Source organism: Klebsiella sp. HN106 (assembly GCF_051209435.1).
Taxonomy (GTDB): Bacteria; Pseudomonadota; Gammaproteobacteria; order Enterobacterales; family Enterobacteriaceae; genus Klebsiella; species Klebsiella oxytoca.
Genome location: NZ_JBLURD010000004.1, coordinates 335,247 through 352,751, shown reverse-complemented (window position 1 = coordinate 352,751; position 17,505 = coordinate 335,247). Strand labels below are relative to the sequence as shown.

General features: G+C 53.7%; 11 protein-coding genes and 1 pseudogene. 4 read left to right on the top strand and 8 right to left on the bottom strand.

Annotation, left to right across the window (positions count from 1 at the left end; all coding sequences use genetic code 11):
- A pseudogene (locus ACSIPU_RS14290) lies at window positions 1–197 on the bottom strand (type VI secretion system tip protein VgrG); the annotation flags it as partial.
- Window positions 198–1,578: 1,381 nt separating this feature from the next.
- Here ACSIPU_RS14290 and ACSIPU_RS14285 point away from each other — a divergent pair.
- Both ACSIPU_RS14285 and eco read left to right on the top strand, forming a co-directional pair.
- Complete coding sequence (locus ACSIPU_RS14285; protein WP_004103976.1) at window positions 1,579–2,685, top strand: AI-2E family transporter; 1,107 nt, start codon at window positions 1,579–1,581, stop codon at window positions 2,683–2,685.
- 329 nt (window positions 2,686–3,014) lie between these two features.
- Window positions 3,015–3,506 (top strand): serine protease inhibitor ecotin, encoded by a 492-nt coding sequence (gene eco, locus ACSIPU_RS14280; protein ID WP_004103977.1) that lies wholly within the window; start codon window positions 3,015–3,017, stop codon window positions 3,504–3,506.
- A gap of 45 nt (window positions 3,507–3,551) precedes the next feature.
- Here the strand turns inward: eco and mqo are convergent, their stop codons facing one another.
- Window positions 3,552–5,186: a malate dehydrogenase (quinone) gene (mqo, locus tag ACSIPU_RS14275; RefSeq protein WP_004103978.1), complete on the bottom strand. Its 1,635-nt coding sequence runs from the start codon at window positions 5,184–5,186 to the stop codon at window positions 3,552–3,554.
- A gap of 279 nt (window positions 5,187–5,465) precedes the next feature.
- Here mqo and ACSIPU_RS14270 point away from each other — a divergent pair, with 279 nt between their 5' ends.
- Complete coding sequence (locus ACSIPU_RS14270; protein ID WP_004103980.1) at window positions 5,466–6,713, top strand: SulP family inorganic anion transporter; 1,248 nt, start codon at window positions 5,466–5,468, stop codon at window positions 6,711–6,713.
- Here the strand turns inward: ACSIPU_RS14270 and mgtE are convergent.
- From mgtE to ACSIPU_RS14240, 6 genes are all read right to left on the bottom strand, one after another.
- Window positions 6,676–8,112: a magnesium transporter gene (gene mgtE / locus ACSIPU_RS14265; RefSeq protein WP_004103983.1), complete on the bottom strand. Its 1,437-nt coding sequence runs from the start codon at window positions 8,110–8,112 to the stop codon at window positions 6,676–6,678. The genes ACSIPU_RS14270 and mgtE overlap by 38 nt on opposite strands.
- Window positions 8,113–8,280: 168 nt before the next feature.
- The gene (locus ACSIPU_RS14260) at window positions 8,281–9,924 is read right to left on the bottom strand and encodes a multidrug ABC transporter permease/ATP-binding protein (RefSeq protein WP_049129130.1); all 1,644 of its coding nucleotides are present in this window, start codon (window positions 9,922–9,924) and stop codon (window positions 8,281–8,283) included.
- A 76-nt stretch (window positions 9,925–10,000) separates the two neighbouring features.
- On the bottom strand, window positions 10,001–10,651 hold the full coding sequence (alkB, locus tag ACSIPU_RS14255; RefSeq protein WP_004103987.1) for a DNA oxidative demethylase AlkB: 651 nt from the start codon (window positions 10,649–10,651) through the stop codon (window positions 10,001–10,003).
- Window positions 10,651–11,715, bottom strand: a complete 1,065-nt coding sequence (gene ada, locus ACSIPU_RS14250) for a bifunctional DNA-binding transcriptional regulator/O6-methylguanine-DNA methyltransferase Ada (RefSeq protein WP_004103989.1) — start codon at window positions 11,713–11,715, stop codon at window positions 10,651–10,653. Before ada ends, alkB begins: the two co-directional genes overlap by 1 nt.
- Window positions 11,716–11,787: 72 nt before the next feature.
- Window positions 11,788–12,840 carry an FAD:protein FMN transferase ApbE gene (apbE, locus tag ACSIPU_RS14245; protein WP_047720823.1) on the bottom strand — a complete coding sequence of 351 codons (1,053 nt, stop codon included), beginning with the start codon at window positions 12,838–12,840 and terminating at the stop codon, window positions 11,788–11,790.
- A 102-nt stretch (window positions 12,841–12,942) separates the two neighbouring features.
- On the bottom strand, window positions 12,943–14,073 hold the full coding sequence (locus tag ACSIPU_RS14240) for a porin OmpC (RefSeq protein ID WP_196557844.1): 1,131 nt from the start codon (window positions 14,071–14,073) through the stop codon (window positions 12,943–12,945).
- 771 nt (window positions 14,074–14,844) lie between these two features.
- On the opposite strand from ACSIPU_RS14240, the gene rcsD reads away from it, so the two are divergent.
- Entirely contained in the window at window positions 14,845–17,505 is a 2,661-nt protein-coding gene (gene rcsD, locus ACSIPU_RS14235; protein ID WP_004103994.1) for a phosphotransferase RcsD, read from the top strand.

The following is a 17,505-nucleotide window of genomic DNA, read 5'->3' as shown; positions in this document are numbered from 1 at the left end:
GTGAAGGCGGCATCCTGCATCAGCATCTGCTGCGGCGTGAGGGTTTTGTCGGCGCTGGTGAATTCAATCTGGTAGCTGAACGGTTCGCTCAGGGCCTCATCGCCTTCAAAGGCCAGCACGTCCAGGAGGGCGCGGCAGCCGCGCACCGTTAACAGAGGATGGTTGTGGCTGAACTGCTGTGCCGGGATATCACTCATTCGCTCACCTCTTTCTCAAACGTCATCGCAGGCCGCTCCACTTTATTGCAGGCCGGAACCGGGCCCGTCTGCGCCGGCTGACAGTGCCCGGGCAGGATTTGCCCGCACGCCCGGGTCTGGCGCACTCCTTCTGCAGCACGGGTACAGACAGGATTAAGTTGGCGTTGCGGCACGACGGGGTTTTCACAGGAATCTCTCTTTATCGTTTGCGGGCACGCTACCGCCCGTCGCTGCTCACTTACCAAAGCGCATCAGGCCTGACAGGCTGATTGTGTGTTTTTGCCAGGTTCGCGCATTTCGGCAGCTAACGCTTCTGACCACCCAGGGGCTTTTAAAATATTTCCAGGTTATTTCCTGAAAAGTAGCGTTATTAAGAAGCCAGCAATTAGAGCGGCGTCGCCAGCATGGCGCGATGTTACGATCTCTTCGACCAACTATTTCCTGATTAAAGTCTTTAATACAGGCAACATTCAGCATCAACTTTTATTCCGAACCGTCCCTGCCAGCATATTTTGCACGCTGAAGATTATGTCCGGGACAAATTAAAATAGCCCGACATTGAAATAATTTTTATTGATAATGATTTTTTCTCCTTCAGAGAATAAACGGCTGCTGTATTACGACTGACAATCGCTGGTGGTTAGAAGTTTTAGTCGTAGATCGACACTTCACTGTACGCCACCGACATACAGTCTTAAGGGTAAATTAATACGTTAACCCGGCTTTTATTCTGAGTCGTAGCGGCCATAGCAATCTCTTCTGAGGGACCTTAGAGAAAAATAATGAATAGCCTGAATAAAACCATAGTAGAACAAAGTATTGTAACAGGTCAACCAGTAAGCCTCCCGCTTTTAACCAGGGTTTCAATTAAGAAATTCAACTCTCAGTAAAAAATTACTAATAATTCATTCTGCGTAATGACTAAATTCATAGCAGACGTATGAATAAACTTTGCATTCATATATAAATAAAACCATTTAATTGATATAAATCAATGCACTCTAGGGATAACAATTATTCCTGGAACTGAAAACACTCTGCACAATCAATAGAAGTTTAAATATTTTCATGCATACCCGCTGTAAGGGAATAATAATAGTGGGTATTAATATCGTGATAATAATGGAAAGAGAATTTAATATAAAAGAGCCAAATAATACCTGGCAGTCTCAGCGGCTGATTACTCGTCCTGGCGAGCCGGACAGAGAAAGCGAGAACAAAAATAGCGCGAATCCATTCTGCCGGTGTGTTTAAAGTATGAGCAGAAATGATATCTCCCATCAATACAGCTCTTCTACACATCGCCGCAGCAGCTATGATTGTAAATTGCCGAGAAACTTCTATTATTTGACTGTACACGTCATTTTTCTGAAGGATTTACATGAGAGTTAATGGACTTACGAAAGGATTTTTCATCCTGATCGTGCTGATCGTCACCCTGGCTTTTTTCGACGTTCTCTCCCCCTATTATTCAGCCATTTTATGGGCGGCCATTCTGGCGGTGATCTTCCACCCGGTGAAAAACAAACTGCGCGATCGGCTCGGCGAGCGCAACGGCCTGGCGGCGCTGCTGACCATCGTCATTATCTGCCTGATTGTCTTTACCCCGCTGGCGATCATTCTTTCGTCGCTGGCCTTCGAGCTCAACGTGGTTTACACCAAACTGCAGCATAATGACACCCAGTTCCCGACCGTGGTAGCCAGCCTGTTTGCTCATCTGCCGGAATGGGCCAGGAGCTTCCTTTCTGAGCATAATCTCGATAGCGCGGAACAGATTCAGCGCCAGCTTTCAGACGTAGCGCTGAAAGGAGGCCAGTACCTGGCCGGTAGCGCATTCTTGATTGGGAAAGGGACCTTCGGCTTTACCGTCAGCTTCGGCATCATGCTTTATCTGCTGTTTTTCCTGCTCAAAGATGGCCCGTATCTGGTCAGACTGATCCTTGAATCCCTGCCGCTATCGAATCATGTGAAGCAGCATCTTTTTGCTAAATTTGCCGCCGTCTCCCGGGCGACGGTAAAAGGCACCGTCGCGGTGGCGCTTGCGCAGGGCGCGCTTGGGGGACTGGCGTTCTGGATCGTGGGGATTGATGGCAGCATCCTGTGGGGCGCCCTGATGGCGTTTCTGTCGCTAATCCCGGCGGTGGGCTCGGCGATTATCTGGGTTCCAGCGGCAATCTATCTCTTCGCGACCGGCCAGCTCTGGCAGGGCGCGTTTATCGTCGGTTTCTTTGTGATCATCGTAGGGCTGGTGGATAACATTCTGCGACCTTTACTGGTTGGTAAAGATACCAAAATGCCGGACTACCTGATCCTGATCACCACGATCGGCGGAATGGAAATTTACGGCATCAATGGTTTTGTTATCGGCCCGCTGATCGCCGCGCTGTTTATCGCCTGCTGGAACCTTCTCTCCGGACGCGATCACGCTGGAAACATTGATGAGCTTGATGAAGATTTCCTCGAAGAAGGTAAAAATCACGAAGAGTAGCAGCGCTGTATTGCTGCGCTTTACAGGTAAAATGCTGCCATCCCGTCAGGTGGCGATCGGCGTTTTATCTGAGCGGTAAATGAGTAAAAACAGCGCGGGACAGCAAAACGCAGGGGGGCACCCCCTGCTCGACTGCGATGAAACCCCGTTCTCAGCGCCCGGCTTAAACCGAGACGTTAAGCTTATGGGAAGTAGTTAACGACTACGCTCCCTCTCATAAACAGAATTTATAACTGCTATTTGTGAAAATTTTGGTAAATTGCACTTATCATTCAGCGGATAAATGCTACTCTTATGCCGTTGAGGATTGATAACAAAGGATTACCCACGTGAAAAAAATCACTACGTTCGCCGCTTCCATGCTGGCTCTTGCCTGCGTTTCCGCCAGCGCCGTTGCAACTGAACAGCCGCTGGAAAAAATCGCTCCCTACCCTAAAGCGGAGCAAGGGATGAAGCGTCAGGTGATCCAGCTGCCGCAGCAGCAGGATGAGTCGACGTTAAAAGTGGAGCTGATGATTGGCCAAACGCTGGAAGTCGACTGCAATCGTCATCGTCTTGGCGGTCAACTGGAAAGCAAAACCCTTGAAGGCTGGGGCTACGACTACTACGTATTTGATAAAGTGACTTCCCCCGTCTCGACCATGATGGCCTGTCCGGATGGTAAAAAAGAGAAGCAGTTTGTGATGGCAGGTCTGGGCGATGCGGGAATGCTGCGTTACAACAGTAAGCTGCCAATCGTGGTTTATACCCCGGCCAACATCGATGTGAAATATCGTATCTGGAGAGCGGACGAAACCATCGGCACGGCCGTTGTGCGTTAATCCCTGTACGAGTGAATCCGGCGGCCTGAGCCGCCGGAGAAAAAGTTAGAGCGCAATATCAGCGACCGGTTTACCTTCCGGCAGCGGCTTCAGCTCCGCCTGCGGTACCTCATCAGCCACCGTAACCGGCTCGTAGTGCAGTTCCAGCACTTCGCTGGTCCACGCCAGCGCCTTTTCAATTTCCGCAGCGTTGCCGTCCAGACGCGTACCGTAGCTTGGTATAATCGCTTTCAGTTTCGCCTGCCACTCCGCTGAGTTGACCTTCTCTTTGAACACTTTTTCCATGAGCTGCAGCATAATCGGCGCCGCAGTGGACGCTCCCGGCGAGGCGCCCAGCAGCGCGGCTACGGTGCCTTCGTCATCGCTGACGACCTCGGTACCGAGGCGCAGAACGCCGCCCTTCTTCTCATCGCGCTTGATAATCTGCACGCGCTGGCCAGCCTGCCATAAGCGCCAGTCTTCTTTGCGCGCTTCCGGATAGTATTCACACAGCGCCGCGTGACGATCTTTGTCCTTTTGCAGCACCTGGCTAATCAAATACTTCACCAGATCGAAATTATCCAGCCCCACGTTGAGCATCGGCATGATATTCGAGGTGTTGGTCGAGGCCAGCAGATCCCAAAGCGAACCGTTTTTCAGGAAGCGGGTCGAAAAAGTTGCGAACGGCCCAAACAGCACCACGCGTTTGCCGTCGATAATACGGGTGTCGATGTGCGGAACCGACATCGGCGGCGCGCCAACCTCGGCCTGACCGTAGACTTTGGCCAGATGGTGATTAACCACTTCCGGGTTCTCACACACCAGGAACTGTCCGCCGACCGGGAAGCCCGCGTACTCTTTAGCCTGCGGAATACCGGTTTCCTGCAGCAGGGTTAGCGCGGCGCCGCCGGCCCCGATAAAGATAAATTTAGCCTTGATAACCCGTTTCTGGTGGCGGTTGTTCGCATCCGCCAGCGTAACGGTCCAGCTTTTGTCGGCGTTGCGCTTAAAACGGCGCACCACGGTCCCCAGCTGGAGAGAGAAATTATCATGGGTTTGCAGCCCGGCGATCAGCTGACGGGTGATTTCGCCGTAATTCACGTCGGTACCCACCTCCGAGCGGGTCGCGGCCACCTTCTGCTGCGGATCGCGTCCTTCCATCACCAGCGGAGCCCACTCTTTTATTTGTTGATGATCTTCAGAGTAGCGGATACCGCGGAACAGCTCGCTTTGTTGTAAAGCCGCATATCGAGCGCGCAGGAAGTTAACATTGTCTTCGCCCCATACGAAGCTCATGTGCGGCACGCTGTTAATAAAGGATTTAGGCTTTTTCAGAATGCCCCGGGTCACCTGATGGGCCCAGAACTGACGAGAAATCTGGAAGGATTCGTTGATGTCGACCGCTTTATCGATGTTGATACCGTTAGCGGTTTGCGGCGTATAGTTCAGTTCCATCAACGCCGCGTGGCCGGTACCCGCGTTGTTCCATCCGTTCGAGCTCTCTTCCGCCACGCTGGACATCTGCTCGACCATGGTAATAGACCAATCCGGCTCCAGTTCCTGCAGCCAGGTTCCCAACGTGGCGCTCATGATGCCGCCGCCAATCAACAATACATCCGTCTCTTGCTCATGGCGGGTGTTGGTCCGAGTGTTATTGGAACCAACCGCCTGTGAGCTGGGTACGGCCATCTTTTTCTTCATCGGATTTGAGCCTTACTTTACTCGCTTTTTTATTTAGCGCAGGTGAAACGATTCTCGGCTTCAAAGGTAACACTGAAGAAAAAAAATTTAAATATTGTTTAAATTTTAAGTTGAGTTTTGAGATCTGTTATAAAAATGTTTAATAAATGTGTATCATAAATCACATTTTGTACTGGTATCAGAGGCGCTTCCGCGCTATTATCCTCGGTTTTGTGACCGACCGCACGTAACCAGCGACCGATCATGGCCCAAATTTTTTAAATTCTGCGAAATTTTTTTATGCCCCCTGTTTCTGATTCCGCTACCTCCAGCAACGCTGGCGCATTAGGCCAGATCCTGCGCTCGCCCGCGCTGCTGACGCGTGAAACGCTGGCGGGCGTACTCACCGCACTGGCGCTAATCCCCGAGGTCATCTCCTTCTCGGTTATCGCTGGCGTTGATCCGAAAGTCAGCCTGATTGCCTCCGTAGTGCTGTGCCTGGCGATGTCGGTTCTCGGCGGCAGACCAGCGATGGTCACCGCCGCCGCCGGTTCGGTAGCGCTGGTGATTGGTCCGATGGTGCATCAATATGGCGTCGGCTACATTCTCCCGGCGGTCATAATGGCCGGCGTTATTCAAATTTTGTTTGGCATTTGCGGCATGGCGCGCCTGATGCGCTTTATTCCGCAGCCGGTGATGACCGGTTTTGTTAACGCGCTGGGTATTCTCATCTTTTTTGCCCAGGTACCGCATTTCTGGAGCAAGCAGCCGCTGATTATCGGCCTGTTCGTGTTAACGCTGCTGATTGTGCTGTGGGCGCCGCGCTATATAAAGGCAATCCCTTCTCCGCTCATCGCTATCGTACTGCTGACGCTGTTTACCGTTTTCAGCGGCCAGCTGCTGCCGACCGTCGGCGATGAAGGCTCAATGAGCGGCGGACTACCGGGGTTAACCAGCCTGATAGTTCCTCTGAATTTAACCACGCTGCACATCATCTGGCCCTGCGCGCTGAGTATCGCTTTTGTCGGCCTGATGGAGTCGCTTCTGACGGCAAAGCTGGTGGATGATTTAACCCAAACGCCTTCCAGCAAAGCGCGCGAGAGCGCGGGTCTGGGCATCGCCAACATTCTCGCCGGGTTCTATGGCGGTATCGCCGGGTGCGCGATGATCGGCCAGACCATCGTTAATGTTGAAATGGGTAAAGCGCGCAGCCGCGTGTCGACCGTTGCCGCAGGCCTGGTGCTGCTCCTGCTGGTGACTGCCTTAAGCGAAGTGATGGCAAAAATCCCGATGGCCGTGCTCGCCGGGGTGATGGTGATTGTCGCGGTGAAGACCTTTAGCTGGCACAGTATTCGTCCGGCTGAGCTGGCGCGCAATCCGTGGCCGGAAACGCTGGTGATGCTGGTGACCGTCGGCGCAACCGTCGGCACCAGCAATCTGGCAATCGGCGTTCTGGCAGGGCTGATCTCAATGGCACTAATCCCCCGCCGTCTGCGGACTCAAGCGCAGGCTACATCAGAAAAAGCGTCGCCAGCCCAAGAAAAATAAAGAATCCGCCGGTGTCGGTAATCGCGGTAATCATTACGCTGGAGCCGACCGCCGGGTCGCGTCCCAGCTTGACCATCACCATTGGGATAATGACGCCCATCATTGCCGCCATCAGTAGATTGAGCATCATCGCCAACGTCATCACGCCGCCCAGTTGCGGATCGTCGTATAGCCACCAGGTGATAGCCCCCATAATCCCGCCCCAGACGATCCCATTGATCAGCGCAACGCCCATCTCGCGCAAGATCAGGAAGGTAAAACTTCCCGGCTGAATATGCTGTAACGCCATTGCCCGCACGATCATGGTGATCGTCTGGTTGCCCGTGTTGCCGCCAATCCCGGCGACAATCGGCATTAGCGACGCCAGCGCCACCAGTTGGGAAATAGTATGTTCGAAGCCATCGATCACGCGGGAAGCGATAAACGCGGTGCAAAGATTCACCGCCAGCCAGGCCCAGCGGGTCTTCACCGCTTTGCTCACCGGCGCAAACACGTCGTCATCGTTGCTCAGGCCGCCCATCCGGCGTAAATCGTTATCCGTCTCCTCATAGACCACGTCAACGATCTCATCAATGGTTAAACGTCCCATCAGCTTGCCGTCGGCATCAATCACCGCGGCGCTAAGTAAGTCATCACGTTCAAAGGTACGCGCCACTTTCTCCGCGTCTTCGTGCGGCTGGAAGGTCACCGGATCGCCTTCCATCACTTCCCCTACCCGCTTCTGCGCATCGTTAAGCAGAATGGTTTGCAGCTCGAGTTCGCCGAGCAGCAGCTTATTGCGGGTGGTCACAAACAGTTTATCGGTATTCTCCGGCATTTTACCTAGTCGCCGCAGATAGCGCTGCACCGCTGCGAGAGTCGCTTCCGGACGGACGGTAATGACCTCAAACTCCATGATCGCGCCGACGGTATTGTCGGCGTAGCGCATCATCTGGCGAATACGCGCGCGCTTATCCGCAGGCAGGGTGGCCAGTAAACGTCCGGTCAGATCGCGGGGCAAGTGCTGCAGCAGGTAAACCTGTTCATCGATATCGAGATTTTGCAGCGCGAACAGCAGATCGTGATCGCTCATCTCTTCGATGAGGTCGCCCCAGACGCTTTCCGACGCCTCCAGCAGCACTTTGCCGCGCTTATCATCGGCGACCAGCCGCCAGAGCGCGTTGCGCGCATCATAGGGCAGCGCTTCGAGCGCATCGGCGAGATCCGGCGGCGGCAGGTGTGAAACCAGCATTTCCACTTCCGCCAGATCGTCGGCCAGGGTACTGTCATCGTAGCGTTCAGCGAGGGTTAATTTACCCAGCAGTGAAGATGTGACGGCTTTATCGGTGCTCAGGAGCCAAATGAGGCGGGCGCGCTCTTCATCGCGCAATCTGGCGCTTTTTTTGTGCAAAACGGACATCGGTCAGGCAATCCTTGTAAAAATATCTGTCAGACCAGCAGGCCGGAAGCCTTAAGCATAGCGCGAGGAGGCGGAAATAATAACCGCTATGAATTCGGTCGACGGAAAAAACAGCAGCCTGCAGATACCCCGGAGGTCGACTAACGCCTCCGGGACGGCGTAAACCGATCAGGCGGTACGGGCAACCGCATCGCGGGTCGCCAGTTCGCGCTCATTTCCGGTCAGCTCTGAGAGCTGGCCGCCGCGCATTTCCAGCAGCCTGTCGGCGTGCTGAAAGTAGTGATCGTCATGGCTGATGGCAAAGAGGGTTTTGCCCATCTCCTTCATCAGCGGCAGCAGCACCTGATAGAATTCGCGGCGGAAATGGGGGTCCTGATCTGCCGCCCATTCATCCAGCATGATGATATCTCTGTCTTCTGCTAACGCCAGCAGCAGCGCCACGCGCTTTTTCTGCCCTTTTGACAGCTTCAGGTCAAGAATTTTGCCATCGTCCAGCCGTAGCTTATGGTTCATTTGCAGATAGCCCAGCCACTTCTCCACCAGCGCCGGATCGGCCGCCTTCCCTTCCGGTCCCAGCAGCCTGTCGAACAGCCAGACGTCGGTAAAGACCGCCGAGAAAAGCTTGCGGTAATCTTCCGGCTTATCCGCCGCCATCGGCTTCCCGTCAACCAGGATCTGTCCAGAAACCGGCTGATACAAACCGGTCAGCAGCATGGCCAGCGTCGATTTTCCGCTCCCGTTGCCGCCAATCAGGAATACCAGCTCGCCGCGCCTGAGAGTCAGATTAATCGGCCCGACCGCAAAGCTGTTGTCGGGATAATGGAAGGTAATATCGCGCAGCTCGAGCGTCTGCCAGTGGGGGTACACTTGCGCCTGCGGGAATTCAGCGCGGTAGGGCGCGAGCGAAAACTTATTCAGCTTATTGAATGCCACCTGAGCGCTGAGCAGAGTCGGCAGCGCGCCAACCGCTGAGAGCAGCGGCGTGCGCAGGAAGAGCAGCGTCAACGAATAGGTGGCCGCCACCGCCGTATCGGCCCAGCCCAGGCTGTTAGCCATCCAGAAGACCAGGCCAATCGCGCCCAGCATCATAATATTCGACCAGTTGACCGCGCTCAGATGGAAGGTATCGGCGCGGACAATATGGTGGCGGTATTCGCGCGCGTCCGGGAGATAGAGCTGATTAAATACATATTCAGCGCGCTCGCGATTAAGGGTGAGCTCTTTGCGTCCTTCGAGAACCGTTTGATAATCGTGATACAGCTTATCTTCGGTTTCGCGCAGCGAGGCCATGTGCTTGTAGACCCGCGACACCAGCACAAATCCGCCCCAGATAGTCAACGCCAGCCACAGCGCGGTAACCAGCATCATTTTTCCTGACAGCCAGGCCAGATAAGCGGCGGAACCAAAGGTCAGAATAATCCCCTGTACCAGCTCCGGCAGACGCACGAAAGCAATGGTAATGTTGCGGATGTCGCTGGTTAACCCGGCCAGCAGCGACGCGCTGCCGATTTTCTCGATCTTCTCAATTTGCGTATCCAGAATGCGCTTAATAAATTCCCCGCGCAGGCGATAAACAAAATGGTGGCCGAGCGTAGTAAGCGCCAGTTGCGAGCCGAGGGTGACCGCCATCAGCAGCAATAATAGTCCCAGAAATTCCGGCAGTACCGTCAGGGAGGTATCGACGATAGTTATCAGGCGCAGGTTAATAAAGGCGATAAGCCCAATACCCAGCGCCGCGCTCAGCAGGCTCAGGGCAATGACGGAGATAAACGGCCAGCGGTACTGACGCCAGACAAGAAGAAGAAGTTCCATAACGCGTAATCCGGGCAAGCAAAAACAGCCAGCAGTTTAAACTGCTCGACGATGACAGCAAGAATAATTCTTATTTTTATTCTTTATTCCCTGCCAGGCGGAAAGTGAGATTGTAGCGACAGGAGCCGGTATCCGGATGAACACCCTCTTTTAGCGGCTGAATGCCGTGGTAAAACAGCCGTGATTCGCCGCCCCAGACCACCACATCGCCGTGCTCCAGCAGCACCCGCTGTAGCGGATCGCTACGCCGCAGGCCGCCAAACTGGAATATCGCCGGCAACCCCAGCGAGACGGAGACGATCGGCGCCCGCAGGTCGCGCTCGTCTTTATCCTGATGCAGCGACAGCTTTGTGCCGGGCTGATAGCGATTAATAAGACACGCATCCGGGGTAAAGTGCGCATAGCCGCCCGCCGCCGCCGCCTCTGAGGCCAGCTCGCGGAAAAGCGGCGGCATCTGCGGCCAGCGCTTTTCCGTCAGCGGATCGTCGCTGGCATAGAGATAGCCGCGCGCGTTCGTGGTCCAGCCCAGCTCGCCACAGTTAGTCATCGCCACCGACATCGTATAGCCGCCGGGGGTAACCATCTGACGAAAAGGCGAACGATGGGCAATATCGGTGATTGCCTGCAAAAGCGCTGGCGCGCGTTCACGGGCGTAGCGGCGCAAAATTATCGCCCCCGGAGCCAGTTGCTCCTGCCAGGGCGGCGTATCGGCAAAAAGATCGAGCATTATGTCTCCTCGTATTGCGCTTCTCGCGCCAGCAGCAGCGCCTTACGCGCCGTTCCCCAACGATAGCCGGATAGCGCCCCACCCTCGCGAACCACACGATGACACGGGATAACCAGCGCCAGCTTATTGGCGGCACAGGCGCTGGCCACCGCCCTCACCGCGCGGGGACGCCCCATACTTTGCGCCACCTGGCGATAGCTGCGGGTCTCCCCCGCCGGGATCTGGCGCAGCGCCTGCCAGACCTGAAGCTGGAAAGCCGTGCCGCGCAGATCCAGCGGCAAAGAAAACGGCTGGCGATGATCGTTAAGATGAGAAAAGACCTGCGCAACCCGCAGGCGAAAGACTTCATCGCCTGGATGCAGTCGCGCATTGGGGAACAGGCTGGCTAATTGATCATACAGCGAGCTGTCGTTATCTCCCGGTAGCACGGCACAGATTCCCCGTTCGCTCTCAGCCACCAGGCAGCGCCCCAGCGGCCCGTCGCCGCATACCCAGGTAATGTCCATATTCTCACCGCCGCGGCGAAACTGACGGCCGGTCATCCCCAGCGCGGCGTCAGCCTGCTGATAGTAGCTGCTATTATCCGGGAAACCGGCGGATAGCGCCGCGTCGGTAATTTTCGCCCCCTGCCCTAACGCTTCGCGTAAACGGCGAGCGCGCCAGGCCTGTTGCCAGGCTTTGGGGGTCATACCGGTCACGGATTTAAAGAGGCGGTGAAAATGAAAGGGGCTAACCGCAAGCTGGCGTGCCAGTGCTTCCAGCGTGATCGGCGTCTCCTGCTCCAGCAGACGGCAGGCGGCAGCGACTTTCTCTACCTTCTGCTGCTGCGGATCGCTGTTTTCCGGCTGGCAGCGTTTGCACGGGCGAAAGCCTGCCGCCTGCGCGGTATCGACATCAGGATAGAAGCGAACATTTTCCCGCAGCGCGCGACGAGAGCGGCAGGACGGACGGCAGCAAACGCCGGTAGTCAGCACGGCAAAAACGAACTGACCATCGGCGCCGGTATCGCGTTCGCATACTGCCTGCCAGCGGCGCTCATCGGTATCAAACATTATCGGTTTCATCACGGACTCCTGCTGTAAGTGTAACTTCAGTCTGGGCCGAAGTCCGTTAGCAAAAACCCGAAATCTTGCGGTTTAATTTTTCTCGCCAACCAGGAAAGCGCGGAACTGCGGAGACATCCAGGTTTTAAACCCCTCCCCCTCTTTGACAATCATATAGACCGCCAGCCCCTGTTCACGCACCACCTCCTGCGCTTTTTCCGGCCCCAACACCATCAGCCCGGTATCCCAGCCATCGGCTTCCAGGGCCGTCGGAGCGATAACGGTCACCGAAACCAGCTTGTGATCGATTGGTCGCCCGGTTTGCGGATCGATGACGTGCGAGATGCGCTTGCCGTCCAGCTCATAGTAGTTGCGATAGCTGCCCGAGGTACTGATACCGTGGCCGTTAATATCGACGATCGCCTGTACCGCATTTTCGCGATCGGTCGGTTTCTGGATCGCTACCCGCCACGGTTGACCTTCGGCATTCATGCCCCGGCTCACCAGCGCCCCGCCCACCGAGACCAGGTAGCGCGAGATCCCCTCCTGTTCCATCAGGCGCGCCAGATGATCGGCAGCGTAGCCTTCACCGACGGTGGAGAGATCGACGAACAGATCCGCAATGTCTTTTTGCAGATACTGCCCGTCGGCCCGGTTGATCACCGTCAGATGCTGTAAGCCGCTACGCGCTTTGGCATCGGCAATCTGCTGCGGATCCGGCGTTTTTACCGGCTGTTTGTCCGGGCCAAAGCCCCATAAATTGACCAGCGGCCCGACGGTAATATCCATAGCGCCGTGAGTTTTAGCGCCAATTCGCAGGGACATCGTCACGATATCCGCCATCGCCTCGCTGACCGGCCAGGGCGATGTCTCCGGCGAATGGTTAAAGCGCATCAACGCTGAATCGTTCTTCCAGGTGGAAAGCAGAAGATCGTCAGCATCCAGCTGAGCCTGAACTTTCTGACGCAGCGCCTCGGCCTTCGCCTGATCAAGGTCTATGACGCTGACCCGCCAGAATGTGCCCATGGTTTTACCGTCCAGTACGGTAGCGGCGGATTTTGGCGTCTGGGGAGAAGTGGCTGAATCACAACCTGAAAGTAATACCAGGGCCCCGAACAGGGCGGCGCGGAAAAATGTCATGTCCATAAAATTGGCTTCCTCTTGCTAAGGCCCAAAGAGTACACCAGCAAGGTTAAACCGGGCATAAAAAAAGGCGCCATCGGCGCCTTTTTTCAAACTTCAGCGTGCTTAGAACTGGTAAACCAGGCCCAGAGCAACAACGTCGTCGGTAGAGATACCGGCATCTTTGGTGAATTTGTTGTCGTCCAGCAGGTTGATTTTGTAATCAACGTAGGTAGACATATTTTTGTTGAAGTAGTAGGTTGCGCCTACATCAACATATTTCAGGATATCCTGGTCACCATAACGGCCCAGGTCTTTACCTTTTGACTGCAGGTAAGCCACGGACGGACGCAGACCGAAGTCGAACTGGTACTGGGCAACCACTTCAAAGTTCTGCGCTTTATTAGCAAAACCGATGTTACCAGTACGAGTTGCGTTATAGGTCTGGGAGTACTGAGTCGCCAGGTAGATATTGTTGGCGTCATATTTCAGACCGCCGGTGTAGGTTTCAGCGTTGTCGCCTTCACCCAGAATGCGGCGAGAGAAGCCGTCAGAGTCGGTATATCTGGTGTTGATGCTGTTCTGCTCAGAAGTACGTTTAGAGTGAGAGTACGCAAAACCAGCGCTGATACCGTCGTAGATATCATAGGTCAGAGAGGTGCCGTAGCCGTCGCCGTTCTGTTTATTCCAGTCACGACCATTGTTGGTGGAACCTTCACCGCTTACGCTGCCGTTTTTACCCTGATACTGCAGAGCAAAGTTCAGACCGTCAACCAGACCGAAGAAGTCGGAGTTACGGTAGGTCGCCACGCCGTTAGCGCGAGACTGCAGGAAGTTATCAGAACCGTAGGTGTCGCCGCCGAATTCCGGCAGAACGTCGGTCCAGGAAGTCACGTCGTATACTACGCCGTAATTACGACCGTAGTCGAAAGAACCCGCGTCGCCGAATTTCAGACCCGCAAATGCCAGACGAGTCCAGGATTGATCGCTGGAGCCTTCAACATTGTTTGCCTGAACGTTGTATTCCCACTGGCCGTAACCGGTCAGCTGGTCGTTGATCTGAGTTTCGCCTTTGATGCCCAGACGCATGTAGGTCTGGTCGCCATCGGAAGATTTGTCGTCAGAGAAATAGTGCAGACCGTCGATTTTACCGTACAGGTCTAATTTGTTGCCATCTTTGTTATAGACTTCAGCCGCATTCGCTGCGCCTGCTACCAGCAGAGCCGGTACCAGGAGGGACAGTACTTTAACTTTCATGTTATTAACCCTCTGTTTGTTATATGCCTTTTATTATTGCCACTGCTTACTGATTACCCTTCTAATCAGTCGGCTATTTCATTGTGCTGCAAAATGCAGAATAATCCAACAAGAATATGATACTAAAACTTCTAAGATGTTTCAAAATACCCACAAGATGTTTCAATTTGTAAATCCAAGGGAACTTTTTTTCTGCCACAAATGCGCAACTAAATAAGCACTAATAATCAAAAAATAAAAATTTTCAATCCCTGTCAATGAGTTACATGGTTACATCTCTATAGCACTGAATGGTAAAACAAAATTCTCGTCTGCGACTAAAATTAATCCCGCTATCATCATTAACTTTATTTATTACCGTCATTCAGTTCTGAATGTCTGTTTACCCCTATTTCAACCGGATGCCTCGCATCCGGTTTTTTTTACCCTTCTTTACACATCTTTAATTATTCCATGCTACTCGTGAAAAAAATAACGGTTATTAATCAAACAACTTACGTCTAAGCTCAACGCTATTTATATAATTTCTTGTTATTTAGTGCTATTTCCCTAAGGTAATCCGTCAATAATTGTACAAAAACAACTGCGGTGTACATCTTTGCTCGCATTACTGGTTTAAGATAAATCTCAAGGCAAAAAAGTCATTGTAGGGTATTCAGATGTATGGATTTTGGACGTTAACCTTTATACTGTTCGTAGCATCTGCGCTGCCCCCGGTTAACTTGGTGCAACAGTCCGTTTACACACACTGATGAGTCGTACTCTCACACGATGACCCCGAAAAAATTTTCCCTGATACCCGGCAACATTACCCGCTTCTTTATTCTCATGGTCATCGTCCTGCTGGCGACGATGGGGGTCATGATCCAAAGCGCCGTTAACGCCTGGCTAAAAGATAAAAGCTACCAGGTTGTCGATGTCAGCTACGACTTGCATAAACGCATCGATACCTGGCGCTACGCCACCTGGCAAATCTATGACAACATCGCCGCAACCTCTGCCAGCTCAGCCTCCGAGACCGGGTTGCAGGAAACGCGTTTAAAGCAGGATGTTTACTATCTGGAGAAACCCCGGCGCAAAACCGAAGCGCTGATTTTTGGCTCTCATGACGGCTCAACGCTGGAAATGACGCAAAAAATCTCCAACTATCTCGATATCCTGTGGGGCGCCGAGACGATTCCCTGGTCAATGTATTATCTCAACGGCCTGGATAACAGCCTGATACTGGTTTCAACGCTGCCGTTAAAAGATCTCTCTTCCAGCTTCAAAGAATCGACGATCAGCAGCGTCGTTGAATCACGCCGGGCTGAGATGCTGCTGCAGGCCAATACCCTTGATGAACGCGAGACGTTTTCGTCGCTGCGCCACCTCGCCTGGCAAAACGGCTACTACTTCACCTTACGCACCACCTTTAACCAGCCCGGTCATCTGGCGACGGTAGTGGCCTTCGATCTGCCTATTAACGATCTCATTCCGCCGAGTATGTCTCTGGAGAGTTTCCGTCTGGAGCCCGATCCCTCGCAGAACGGAACCAGCAATCCGGATAAAGAAGCTGCCGACATCGTCAGCATTAACTTTAACGGCCCGCAGATTGAAATTATCACGACCATTAATACCACCGGTATGCGCCTGGTCTGGATGGTGCCCTTTAGCGAGCTGATTCTGGAATCGCTGCAAAATATTTTACTGCCGTTGCTGCTGAATATTGGTCTGCTGGCGCTGGCGCTGTTCGGATTTACCACCTTCCGCCACTACAGCGGACGTAAAAGCGTCGCGGGAACGGCTATCTCCTCGGCAGCCAATAGTGAACTACGCGCTGAGCGCGCCATTCACGAAGAGATCGTTTCCCTGCTGCCGCTCGGGCTGCTGGTGCACGATCTGGAGGCTAACCGTACGGTGATCAGCAATCCGATCGCCGATCATCTGCTGCCGCATCTGAACCTGCAAAACATCATTAATATGGCCGATCAGCATCAGGGCGTGATCCAGGCGACGGTGAACAATGAACTGTATGAAATCCGTCAGTTCCGCAGTCAGGTTTCGCCACGAACGCAAATTTTTATTATTCGCGATCAGGACCGTGAGGTGATGGTGAATAAGAAACTTAAGCAGGCCCAGCGTCTGTATGAGAAAAATCAGCAGGGCCGCACGGCGTTTATGCAGCATATCGGCGCGGCGCTCAGGCAGCCGGCGCAGACGCTGGCGGAAGAAGCCGCGGCGCTCGGCATGGCTGAAAGCCGCAGGCTGGCCCAGCATGCGGACGAACTGGTGCAGTTGGTAGATGAAATCGAGCTGGCAAACCTGCTGGAGAGCGATAGCTGGAAGAGCGCTCAGGGTCTATTCTCGATTCAGGAACTGATAGATGAAGTGGTGCCTGAAGTGCTACCTATCATCAAACGTAAGGGTCTACAGCTGCTGATTAACAACGCCTTGCCGGCCAATGAGCAACGCTACGGCGATCGCGACGCCCTGCGCCGTACGCTTTTACTGCTTATCCAGTATTCGGTTACCACCACGCCTATTGGCAAAATTACTCTGGAAGTGAGTAAAGATGAATCAGCGGACGATCGTCTGACCTTCCGTATTCTCGATACCGGCAACGGCGTTTCCGCAAACGAAATTGACAATATGCACTTCCCGTTCCTCAACGATACGCAGGCAGACCTCTACGGCAAGGCCAACGCCCTCACCTTCTGGCTCTGCGATCGCCTGACGCGCAAGCTCGGCGGGCAGCTCAATATCAAAGCACGCGAGTCGCTGGGTACCCGCTACTCCCTGCATTTAAAAATGGCCGCCAGCGCAGAGGAGAGTGAGTCAGGGGAACATCTGCTGGATGACGTGGTGATATTGCTTGATGTGACCGCCAATGAAGTCCGCCGTATTGTGACTCGCCAGCTGGAGAGCTGGGGGGCCACCTGCATCACGCCGGATGACAGAATCACAAGTCAACAATATGATCTCTTTTTAACGGATAATCCGTCTAATCTTACTGCTTCGGGCTTGCTTTTAAGCGATGATGAAGCCCGGGTTCATAAGATTGGTCCTGGTCAGCTCCGCGTAAACTTTAATATCAGCGCTGCGCTGCAGGAAGCTATCCTGCAATTGATTGAGCAGCAGCTTGCAGAGGAAGAGGAGCAGCCTTCCTCTGCCGGTAGCGAAAGTAACGCCGAACTGCATGCCAGCGGCTATTACACGCTGTTTGCTGACACGGTACCAGATGATGTTAAGAGGCTGTATAATGAACGGGCAACGGGCGATTTCGCCGCGCTGGCGCAGACCGCTCACCGCCTCAAAGGGGCGTTTGCTATGCTAAATCTGGTACCCGGCAAGCAGTTATGTGAAACGCTTGAGCATCTGATTCGAGAAAAAGATGCGCAAGGCATAGAAAAATATATCAGCGACATTGACGACTACGTCAAGAGCTTGCTGTAG

Bases quoted from the DNA above. Each gene is read 5' to 3' on its own strand.
- ACSIPU_RS14285 (WP_004103976.1), top strand. From the start codon at position 1,579: ATGAGAGTTAATGGACTTACGAAAGGATTTTTCATCCTGATCGTGCTG.
- mqo (WP_004103978.1), bottom strand. From the start codon at position 5,186: ATGAAGAAAAAGATGGCCGTACCCAGCTCACAGGCGGTTGGTTCCAAT.
- ACSIPU_RS14270 (WP_004103980.1), top strand. From the start codon at position 5,466: ATGCCCCCTGTTTCTGATTCCGCTACCTCCAGCAACGCTGGCGCATTA.
- mgtE (WP_004103983.1), bottom strand. From the start codon at position 8,112: ATGTCCGTTTTGCACAAAAAAAGCGCCAGATTGCGCGATGAAGAGCGC.
- ACSIPU_RS14260 (WP_049129130.1), bottom strand. From the start codon at position 9,924: ATGGAACTTCTTCTTCTTGTCTGGCGTCAGTACCGCTGGCCGTTTATC.
- alkB (WP_004103987.1), bottom strand. From the start codon at position 10,651: ATGCTCGATCTTTTTGCCGATACGCCGCCCTGGCAGGAGCAACTGGCT.
- ada (WP_004103989.1), bottom strand. From the start codon at position 11,715: ATGAAACCGATAATGTTTGATACCGATGAGCGCCGCTGGCAGGCAGTA.
- apbE (WP_047720823.1), bottom strand. From the start codon at position 12,840: ATGGACATGACATTTTTCCGCGCCGCCCTGTTCGGGGCCCTGGTATTA.
- ACSIPU_RS14240 (WP_196557844.1), bottom strand. From the start codon at position 14,073: ATGAAAGTTAAAGTACTGTCCCTCCTGGTACCGGCTCTGCTGGTAGCA.
- rcsD (WP_004103994.1), top strand. From the start codon at position 14,845: ATGACCCCGAAAAAATTTTCCCTGATACCCGGCAACATTACCCGCTTC.